Origin of the sequence: Rhodococcus sp. (in: high G+C Gram-positive bacteria) (assembly GCF_049286785.1) — a bacterium.
Taxonomy (GTDB): domain Bacteria; phylum Actinomycetota; class Actinomycetes; order Mycobacteriales; family Mycobacteriaceae; genus Rhodococcus_F.
In genome coordinates this window covers 1-8662 of sequence record NZ_JBAQEO010000196.1, presented here as the reverse complement: position 1 = coordinate 8662, position 8662 = coordinate 1, and the positions used below count along the sequence as shown (strand labels likewise).

Annotated in this window: 9 protein-coding genes and 1 pseudogene; 4 read left to right on the top strand and 6 right to left on the bottom strand. The window is 65.9% G+C overall.

Features of this window, described 5'->3' with window-relative positions; genetic code table 11:
- Positions 1-47: 47 nt before the first annotated feature.
- The 3 genes and pseudogenes from WAW17_RS08120 to WAW17_RS08110 all read right to left on the bottom strand — a co-directional run.
- Complete coding sequence (locus WAW17_RS08120) at positions 48-860, bottom strand: hypothetical protein (protein WP_422332474.1); 813 nt, start codon at positions 858-860, stop codon at positions 48-50.
- Positions 861-867: 7 nt separating this feature from the next.
- A complete protein-coding gene (locus WAW17_RS08115; protein WP_422332475.1) occupies positions 868-1587 on the bottom strand; it encodes a transcriptional regulator in 720 nt (239 codons plus the stop codon).
- 90 nt (positions 1588-1677) lie between these two features.
- Positions 1678-1923 (bottom strand): annotated as a pseudogene (locus WAW17_RS08110) (MerR family transcriptional regulator); the annotation flags it as partial.
- A gap of 248 nt (positions 1924-2171) precedes the next feature.
- Here WAW17_RS08110 and WAW17_RS08105 point away from each other — a divergent pair.
- The 3 genes from WAW17_RS08105 to WAW17_RS08095 all read left to right on the top strand — a co-directional run bounded on the left by WAW17_RS08105 (position 2172) and on the right by WAW17_RS08095 (position 3930).
- Positions 2172-2465: a WhiB family transcriptional regulator gene (locus WAW17_RS08105; RefSeq protein WP_422332473.1), complete on the top strand. Its 294-nt coding sequence runs from the start codon at positions 2172-2174 to the stop codon at positions 2463-2465.
- A 201-nt stretch (positions 2466-2666) separates the two neighbouring features.
- Entirely contained in the window at positions 2667-3209 is a 543-nt protein-coding gene (locus tag WAW17_RS08100) for a sigma-70 family RNA polymerase sigma factor (RefSeq protein WP_422332472.1), read from the top strand.
- Position 3210: 1 nt separating this feature from the next.
- Positions 3211-3930: an anti-sigma factor gene (locus tag WAW17_RS08095; protein WP_422332471.1), complete on the top strand. Its 720-nt coding sequence runs from the start codon at positions 3211-3213 to the stop codon at positions 3928-3930.
- Between the two features lie 98 nt (positions 3931-4028).
- On the opposite strand, the gene groL is transcribed toward WAW17_RS08095, so the two are convergent.
- Positions 4029-5642: a chaperonin GroEL gene (groL, locus tag WAW17_RS08090; protein WP_422332470.1), complete on the bottom strand. Its 1614-nt coding sequence runs from the start codon at positions 5640-5642 to the stop codon at positions 4029-4031.
- 95 nt (positions 5643-5737) lie between these two features.
- Positions 5738-6040, bottom strand: a complete 303-nt coding sequence (gene groES / locus WAW17_RS08085; RefSeq protein ID WP_422332469.1) for a co-chaperone GroES — start codon at positions 6038-6040, stop codon at positions 5738-5740.
- A 242-nt stretch (positions 6041-6282) separates the two neighbouring features.
- Between groES and WAW17_RS08080 the strand changes: the two genes are divergently transcribed.
- Positions 6283-8001: a TIGR03767 family metallophosphoesterase gene (locus tag WAW17_RS08080; RefSeq protein ID WP_422332468.1), complete on the top strand. Its 1719-nt coding sequence runs from the start codon at positions 6283-6285 to the stop codon at positions 7999-8001.
- A gap of 23 nt (positions 8002-8024) precedes the next feature.
- On the opposite strand, the gene WAW17_RS08075 is transcribed toward WAW17_RS08080, so the two are convergent.
- The gene (locus tag WAW17_RS08075; RefSeq protein ID WP_422332467.1) at positions 8025-8561 is read right to left on the bottom strand and encodes a potassium channel family protein; all 537 of its coding nucleotides are present in this window, start codon (positions 8559-8561) and stop codon (positions 8025-8027) included.
- Positions 8562-8662 lie beyond the last annotated feature (101 nt).

Genomic DNA, 8662 nt, shown 5'->3' with positions numbered 1-8662 from the left:
GGTCACAATGACTACTTCAGCCGCATCAGTCACGCAGACACGCCCAGTCACTTTCCCAACACGTTCTCAGGATCGGCGGTCACTCCCGCCAGCAGCATCGCGGCGGCCCACTTCAGAGGCACCAGACCGTGCCCTTCACACCGATCCAGCACATCCCGGGCAAGTCGTACGGCCGGCGTGAGATCGCGATCACCGGTCATGGATGCGCATCGCAGCAACTCCGACTTGACGTGGTGGCGAACGGAGCCCGAAGCCTCGGCAAGCGCCGTTGCGGCTTCGGCATGGCGCCGGGCAGTGGTGAAGTCGGCCCCCGCCAGCGCGAGTTCGGCGCTCACCCAGTTCTTCCGCACATTCTGACGCCACAGCAACGGCGAAGCGTCCAAATCCCCGAGATAGCGGTCGCAGCGCTCCAGCAGCTGCCATCCGAGCGCGAGCCGTCCGCACCCGAGGGCATCGGCGGCGAGGCCCGTCAGCGCGTCACAGCGAGCCTCGTGGAGGAGCACATCCCTCTCTCCGCCGACGTGCCCCGCTCCGGCCCCCACCACAGCCAGTGCACGTCCGTCGAATCCGGAGGCGACGTCGTGCCGGCCCAGCTGCCTCAGCAACGAAGCCTGCGTGCTCCAGGCCAGCGATACCACGGCAGCATCGGCTGCGGCGGAGGTCGTGAGCACCGTCAACTCCGTCCGTGCCTGGCTGTAACGCCCCTGACCGCCGAGCGCCACCGCACGCATCCATCGCTCCCGCGGAAACCCGGATACCGGGAGGGGGTGCATGCCGGGGCGCGCCCCGAAGGCTGCCGCGGTCAGCTCGCACTCGACTTCGGGACGGACCTCCACGACCCGGGGACTGCTCGTACTCACCCCGCGATCATGTCACCGCTCGGACCAGTGCCGCGACGGCGCCCACCGTGTCGTCGAGTGCACCGAGCACGGTGACGGATCGCGGCAGACCCTCGACCTGACGCCCGGGCCCACCCACCAGGATCGTCAGGCCGGTGCGCCGCCGGCGGATCGCGCGCACGAGCGAGGAAAGGTCGCCGCCGCCCGAGGTCAGCCACAGCACCACCACGTCCGGCTCTGCATTCGCCACCGCAGCGAGTAGTGCGGACCGGTAACCGGGCGTCGCCATCCGCGTGTCGACGGAGGCTGTCGCCAGCGCTGCGCCCAGCGCCCGGAACTCGAGGTCACCACCTCGAGGATCGGACCCTTCGCAGACGCCGGGAGGATGCGTTGGATCGCTCCCCTCCGAAGGGACGCGGGCGAGGAGCACCCGGCGCCCACCACCGATCGGCGCATCGAGCGTCATGGTCGACAGCACCCCGGTCACGCATTCCGTGAAGATGCGCACGCTCGCTTCGGCCGCTTCCGAATTCCGGCCGTCGTCCACCCAGTCCAGCACCGGGACGACCAGCGTTGTCCACATGGGCAGGAACCCACGTTCCGCCGTTGTCCGTATGAGGATTCGTCGAATCGTCACCACGTCGCGTGCAATCACCGCACCGGAGAGATTCCGTAACGGCGCATCGGATTCCGCCCCGGGATCGCAGGCCGGCGGAATGGGCGAACTGGGCGTTTTCTTCCCATTCACAAAGTCGTCATCCAGACTTTCCCTACCGCGAATGGGGTCCGATTCTGACGAATATGTAGCCAGTGCGTTAATCGCAAATCTCGCGGCTTCCGCCGGGTTTGCACCACAGCCCAGCGCCTGTTGCATACATTCGAGCCGGGCGACGTCGCGCGGCGTGTACCGACGGTGGCTTCCATGGGCGTGAACTGACGGCCCGATACCATAGCGGCGATCCCAGGTACGGAGGGTGGATGGTGCCACCCCAAGCCGTCTGGCCAGCGCAGATACCGTGACGGTGGGTCCCTGATCCAGTGGTTCGGATGACTCCTGAGAGGAGGGCTCCGCGCGCTGGGTCACCTCGACATCGTCACCCCTGCCGTGAGGTCTTTCAACCCGAAACCGAATCACGGAAGAGTGCGAAAGTAAATGTTTTCCAGGTTAACTTTGCGCTCGAGGCATATGTAAATCCCCACTGTGAACAACTATTGACGCGATTTCGGAACCGGCCCTACGGTTAGCCACGTGAAAGATTCAGAGGCTTGAACGACCTTCAAGCCCACGGTCCGCTCGCCGCCCGACGCGAGCTGCGCAGCTAAGGAGTCCACATGCCTGCACCCAACCACCTTCCCGGACCGAATGCCGATATCTGGGACTGGCAGATGCACGGACTCTGCCGCGGGGTCGACTCCTCGATGTTCTTCCATCCCGACGGTGAACGAGGACGTGCGCGTGCCCAGCGCGAGACCCGTGCCAAGGAAATGTGCCGGCGTTGCCCCGTTCTGGCCCAGTGCCGCAACCACGCTCTGAGCGTCGCCGAACCGTACGGAATCTGGGGCGGCATGTCCGAGACCGAACGTGAGATGCACGCTCGCCACCGCCGTGGCCGCATAGCGGTCTGATCACACCGAGGAGCGGCACACACCGAGAACCCTCGCCGAACCTGCGGCCGTTCTCAGGTCACAGTCGCTCTCGCCCATCCTTCCGGTCTCGTTCTCCGAATGCCTACCAGCTGAAGGAGATGACGGGCCGTGCGCGCTACCGTAGAACTTCACGAACCGAAACCGGTGTCCGTGGCCAACCGCGGAGGGGTGAACCGCTCCGTGACAAACCGCTTCGGGGCGAACCGTGAAGGCAGCTCCCGAGCCGACGACGCCGGCTCGGCGGATGCCGCCACGGCCGGGTCGCTCCGCGCCGTCGAATCCGCCGAACTCGTGGCGCTGATGTCACGCGTGGCCCACGGTGACGCGGAGGCGTTCCTTCAGGCGTGGCGTACCGCAGCGAGTTTCGATCCTGCCCGCGGATCCGTCGTATCCTGGCTGATGACGTCGGCCCACCGCCGAGCGGTCGACCGGGTGCGCTCGGAACAAGCGGGCACCGACCGCGAGGCCCTCTACGAGTCCACCAACCTGTTCGGGCCGTTCGACGAGGTCTTCGAGGAGGTCGATCGCCGCCTCGAGCATCAGTCGGTGCTCGCCTGCCTCGACAGCCTCTCCGACATTCAACGGGAATCCGTCGCGATGGCGTACTACGAGGGCCGCACGTACAGCGAGGTCGCCGCGCAGTCGGGTATCGCCCTGTCGACCGTGAAGACACGGATCCGCGACGGCATCACCCGCCTGCGCGGAGGCCTGGGGATGGTGTGACATGAACGACGACCTCCTGGGCATGGCCTATCCCTACGCACTCGACGTACTCGACGTCGACGAACGCCGCGCCCTGAAGACAGCACTCGAGGCCGCGAACGAGGCCACCCGCGAGGGTTTCGCCGACGAGGTGCGCCGTATCCGCGAGACATTCGCAGTCGTGAGCGAGGTGGGAGCCGTCGCACCCCCGGCGCAACTCCGTGCGCGTCTCCTCGAGCAGATCGACCGGAGTCCCGCCGCACCGGCGTCACTCGCCGAACATCGCACCCGAAGGCGACGCTGGCAGATGTTCGCCGCCGCGGCAGCGGTTGCCGGAGTGCTCGCGGGTGGCGGGGTGATCGTGCGCCAGGTGACCGACACGTCGTCGTCCCCCAGCACAGCCGAAGAGGTCATCGCCGCCTCGGACATGCACAAGGTCACGAGCGACGTCCCCGGCGGCGGATCGGCGACCGCCATGTACTCCAAAGCGAAGAATGCCGTGGTGCTGGTGATGAAAGATGTCACGCCCCCCAGCAGCGACACCGTGTACCAGATGTGGCTCGTGTCCGATGCGGGTTCGATGGTGCCGGCGGGCACCATGACCCCCGCGGACGTGCGCCCGGAAACCACGGTGGTGCTCGACGCCATCGGGACGATGACGAAACTCGCGTTCACGGTCGAGCCTCCGGGAGGCTCGCCGCAGCCGACATCGGCGCCGTTTGCCGTTCTGCAGCTGAGCTGAGCCGGCCGAGCTGGGCTGTCCGGGTCGGGACACCTGCGCCACACGCGACAGGAGCCCCGCGCAGCCGATCTGCGCGGGGCTCCTGTCAGACGACAGTCCTAGTGGCTGTGCCCGTGACCGTTGTGCGTTTCTTCTTCCGCGGCCGGCTTCTCGACCACAGCACTCTCGGTGGTGAGAATCATCCGGGCGACCGACGCCGCGTTCACGACGGCGGAGCGGGTGACCTTGACGGGGTCCACCACACCGTCGGCGAGCAGGTCTCCGTAGGTGAGGGTCGCGGCGTTGAAACCGTGCCCCTTGGGCTGGTCGACGACCTTGCTGGTGACGACGGAACCGTCGAGGCCGGCGTTGCTGGCGATCCAGAACAACGGCGCCTTCAGTGCTTCGCGGACAACCGCGACACCCGTCGCCTCGTCACCGGTCAGGCCGAGGTTGTCGGCCAGAACTGTGCTCGCCTGGACGAGCGCCGATCCGCCACCGGGAACAATGCCCTCGGCGACGGCGGCCTTGGCTGCGTTGACGGCGTCCTCGACGCGGAACTTCCGTTCCTTGAGGTCCGTCTCCGTTGCCGCACCCACCTTGATGACCGCGACACCGCCGGCCAGCTTTGCCAGGCGCTCTTCGAGCTTCTCCCGATCCCAGTCGGAATCGGTGTTCTCGATTTCGCGCCGCAACTGCCCGACCCGGGCCTCGATGTCGGCGTCTGTGCCGGCACCGTCGACGATGGTGGTCTCGTCCTTGCTGACGACGACGCGACGGACACTTCCGAGAAGGTCCAGGCCGGCCTCCTTCAGCGTCAGTCCGACGTCCGAGGTGATCACCGTGCCACCCGTGACGACCGCGAGGTCGTCGAGGAACGCCTTGCGACGGTCACCGAAGAACGGCGCCTTGACGGCGACGGCCTTGACGGTCTTCCGGATGGAGTTGACGACCAGCGTCGAGAGCACCTCGCCCTCGACGTCCTCCGCGATGATCAGGAGGGGCTTGCCGCTCTCTGCAACCTTCTCCAGCAACGGCAGGAAGTCGGGCAGGGAGGTGATCTTCTCGCGGTACAGCAGGACGAGCGCGTCCTCGTACACGGCCTTCTGCGCATCGAGGTCCGTGACGAAGTACGGCGAGAGGTAGCCCTTGTCGAACTGGACGCCCTCGGTGATCACGAGCTCGGTTGCGAGGGAGGAGGATTCCTCCACCGTCACGACGCCGTCGGTTCCGACGCGAGTGAGCGCTTCGCCGACGAGCTTGCCGATCTCCTCGTCACGCGAGGAAACGGTCGCGACCTGAGCGATGGACTTCTCACCCTCGACCGGGGTGGCGGCTGCGAGCAGCGCCTCCACGACCTTGTCGGTCGCCTGCGCGATACCGGCACCGAGCGCGATGGGGTTGGCGCCCGCCGCGATGTTCTTCAGGCCACCGCGGACCAGCGCCTGGGCCAGCACCGTCGCGGTGGTGGTGCCGTCACCGGCGACGTCGTTGGTCTTGGTGGCGACGCTCTTGACGAGCTGTGCTCCGAGGTTCTCGAACGGATCCTCGAGATCGATCTCCCGCGCAATGCTGACGCCGTCGTTGGTGACCGTGGGACCACCGAATGCCTTCGCCAGGACTACGTGGCGGCCACGCGGACCCAGGGTCACCTTGACCGCGTCGGCAAGCTTGTCGACGCCGCGCTCGAGAGACCGGCGTGCGGTCTCGTTGAACTCAATCTGCTTGGACATGTGTTCTGTCTTCTCTCCTGGATCTCAGGGTTCTGCGCGTGAACGCACTCCGCCCCGGGATCCTGTGGGGACTCCGGGGCGGATCACGTATGGCTTTACTTGGAGACGACAGCCAGCACGTCGCGTGCCGACAGAATCAGGTACTCCTCGCCGGCGTACTTGATTTCGGTTCCGCCGTACTTGGAGTAGATGACGGTGTCACCCTCCTGAACGTCGAGGGGGATGCGCTTCTCGCCCTCGTCGTCCCAGCGGCCCGGTCCGACCGCGACGACGGTGCCCTCCTGGGGCTTCTCCTTGGCCGTGTCGGGGATGACCAGGCCGGAGGCAGTCGTCGTCTCAGCCTCGTTGGCCTGGACGAGGATCTTGTCCTCGAGCGGCTTGATGTTGACGCTCGCCACGATGAGCCCTCCACTTTGGGGTATCTGGGTCCGAGACTTTTCTCGGACTTCTGTTTTGGTTGTTCCGTTTACGGCACTTCACACAGCCCCGTCGTCGCGGGTGCCGGAGCTCGATCAGCGCCACTTGGCACTCTATACGTGAGAGTGCCAACCCTCAAGGACAAGGGGCCAATAATCGCGCTGAGCCGAATTGCCGAGCTGAATGTCGGGAGGAATCGGCACGTTGCCCCTAAGGTCATCTCGTGACTGACATCAACCGCCGTCGATTCCTCACGTTCGCCGGACTCGGCGCGGTCGGTGCCGTGGGACTGGGTGCACGGCCGTGGGGACTGCAGTATGCAGGGGCGGCGCCGGTGCCCACGTCGGGCGCAGGCACGACCCTCACATCGGTCGCCGTCCCGCTGGGCACGTCGGGCTACCGCAGGCTCGGGGCCGGACCCGGCTGGCCGGCTCTGGTCCGAACCGAACTCGCGGAAGCCCACGCGGGCCGGGAAGATCGCCGCACGGCACTCGCCTCACTGGTACAGCTCACGGACGTGCATCTCGTCGATGCCCAGTCACCGATGCGGTTCGAATACGTCCACCCCTTCACCGGATCCGCATTCCGCCCTCACGAAACCTTGACGGCGCACGGCCTGGTGGCGCTGGTCCGCCGCGTGAATTCTCTCGCTTCCGGCCCGCACACCCAGCGCGCGTTCGACGCGGTGGTCACCACCGGCGACAACACCGACAACAAGGAACTCGCCGAGCTGGGCTGGTTCCTCACCGCGCTCAACGGTGGCACGATCGTCCCGAACACGGGCGCACCGGACCGCTACGAAGGCGTCCAGAACTCCGGCGCCGATCTGTATTGGAATCCGGAATCCCCCATTCGGGACATGTACAAGAAGGCCGGTTTCCCGGAAATGCCGGGACTACTCGGCGCAGCTATCAGTCCTGTCCACAGTCCCGGCTTGCGCACACCCTGGTACTGCGCCTTCGGCAACCACGACGATTCCGTGGAAGGCACCGTGCCGAGCGGAATCCCACAGCTCAAGGCCATGTACACCGGCTCCCTGAAGTTCGAAGTTCCCGGGTCACCCGAGCAGGCCCGCGCCGTCGACATCGCCACCAAGTTCGATCCCGCAGCCGTTCCCGGTGTGCTCTCCGCGTTCACGACTCCCCCGCGGGTGGTCACGCCCGATCCCATTCGAGCCCCCTTCACACCCCGCCAGTTCATCGCAGCACACCTGGACCCGGCCAATACCGGCCCCGGACCTGCCGGGCACGGTTTCGCACCCGACGCCGGGGTAACGGGAGTCGGCTTCTACTCGTTCGAGATCGCTCCCGGTGTGGTCGGAATCAGCATGGATTCCACCAACCGCGCGGGTTTCGTCGACGGCTCGCTCGGTGCGGCGCAGGTTCGGTGGATCGAGGATACCCTCCTCGCCGGCAGCAGCCGGTACTACGACACGGCCGGTTCGTTGGTCTCCCAGTCCCGCAACGACACGTGGTTCGTCCTCTTCAGCCACCACACGAGCAGCACGATGGAGAACGTGGTCCCGGATCCGGCCGCCCCCGCCGAAGCACGCATACCGGGTTCGGGGTTGGTCGATCTCTTGCACCGCTTCCCGAATGTTCTGGCCTGGGTCAACGGCCATACCCACGAGAACCGGATCACGCCGTGGCCGGGATCCACCCCGGAGCAATCGTTCTGGGAGATCAATACCGCATCGCACATCGACTTCCCTCAACACGGACGCGTCATCGAGGTGGCCGACAACGCAGACGGGACCGTCTCCATCTTCAGTACCCTGTTCGAAGCCGACAGCCCCTACGAGGTGCCGCACACCGACTTCTCCGCACTCGGGCTCGCCTCGCTGTACCGAGAGTTGTCGTTCAACGACATTCACACCGATCCGGCGCTTCTCGGCGGATCACCTGACCACAACGTGGAGTTGATGCTGGCATCCGGCCGCTAGTCGGCGGAGCGACCGGTGGTGTTCTACTGCTTGCGCTTACGCGCCCAGCCGACGGCGGCTGTGACGACCCGGATTCCGACTCCGATGAGAACGAGGTTTCCGAAGATCTGAGCACTCACGACGGCGCGTGACGCGTCGGTCGTCGCTGCGATGTCACCGAAGCCGACGGTCGAGAAGACCGCGAGCGTGAAGTACAGCGCTCCCACCCGACTGAGTTGTTCGGTGAAAACGTGCGGATCACTTTCGGACATCAGGAAGTACGAGGCCGAGAACCCCAGGAGATACACGGGCAGGATCACCGCGAGCGCCTCCACCGCCTGCAGCGCCGGGGCGTCCGACCGCATGATGCGAAGGACCTGCCAGCAACCGACGGCGAGGACGACGACCAGTCCTCCGACCAAAAGCATGAGCGTGGACGTGCCGCCGAACGACGTCCACGGCAAGACGAAATACGCCGCCACGAACAGCGCAACGGTGAACACCGGCCGCAGCAGGGCCCGCCGCAACTGCCGTCGACGCTCACGGCTCCCGTCGTCGCGAAAATCGCTGGCGCGTTGCATGAAATTCCTTTGGACAACTATGCAGGTAAGACCCGGTATCGTGCACAATCCTCGTCTGCCCACACGGAAACACCACAGCGAACTTCCCCCATTTTCTGTAA

Excerpts from the sequence above, each read along its gene's own strand:
- WAW17_RS08105 (WP_422332473.1), top strand. The coding sequence starts at position 2,172 with ATGCCTGCACCCAACCACCTTCCCGGACCGAATGCCGATATCTGGGAC.
- WAW17_RS08095 (WP_422332471.1), top strand. The coding sequence starts at position 3,211 with ATGAACGACGACCTCCTGGGCATGGCCTATCCCTACGCACTCGACGTA.
- groL (WP_422332470.1), bottom strand. The coding sequence starts at position 5,642 with ATGTCCAAGCAGATTGAGTTCAACGAGACCGCACGCCGGTCTCTCGAG.
- WAW17_RS08075 (WP_422332467.1), bottom strand. The coding sequence starts at position 8,561 with ATGCAACGCGCCAGCGATTTTCGCGACGACGGGAGCCGTGAGCGTCGA.